Below are 445 nucleotides of genomic sequence, written 5' to 3'. Positions count from 1 at the left end.
CAAATCATCCTCACTCCAGGCGGCGAGCGCGCGCGCCAGAAAGCGCTGCCGCGCCGCCGCAACCGAGCGCGCCAGCGCCTCGCCCGCGGGAGCGAGCGTGACCATCCGGATTCGCCGGTCCGTTTCGCCGGGAATCTTGGCGATAAGGCCCAATTGTTCGAGCTTCGCAATCTGGCGGCTAACCGTCGTCGAGTCCCGCCCCACCTGATCGGCCAGCGCCGCCACGCTCAGCGTGCCCCGCGTGGCGATCCCCACCAACAGCGGCACCAGCGCGCGGTCGAGCACCACACCCGCCTCTTTCAGCAACAGGTCCACGCGCTGCGGGCTGCTGAAAAACCCCAGCAGATCAACGAGCGCGCGAGCGACGGTATCGATACTAGCTGTATTATACACTCTTTACCTCAAGCCTCCAAAGTGGCATAAAGGCTGCATGATACACACATCC

The 445-nt window shown here is 64.5% G+C and carries 1 protein-coding gene; it reads right to left on the bottom strand.

Annotated features, from left to right (window positions below):
* Nucleotides 1-393 (bottom strand): MarR family transcriptional regulator (locus tag AACY52_RS31405; RefSeq protein WP_339561559.1); only part of this gene is annotated, 393 nt, incomplete at its 3' end.
* Nucleotides 394-445 lie beyond the last annotated feature (52 nt).

The organism is Pseudomonas sp. EA_65y_Pfl1_P113 (assembly GCF_963970525.1).
In the GTDB taxonomy this organism is placed as follows: domain Bacteria; phylum Pseudomonadota; class Gammaproteobacteria; order Pseudomonadales; family Pseudomonadaceae; genus Aquipseudomonas; species Aquipseudomonas tritici.
Note: the sequence above shows the minus strand (reverse complement) of the source record. Positions and strands in the feature narration are given on the sequence as shown.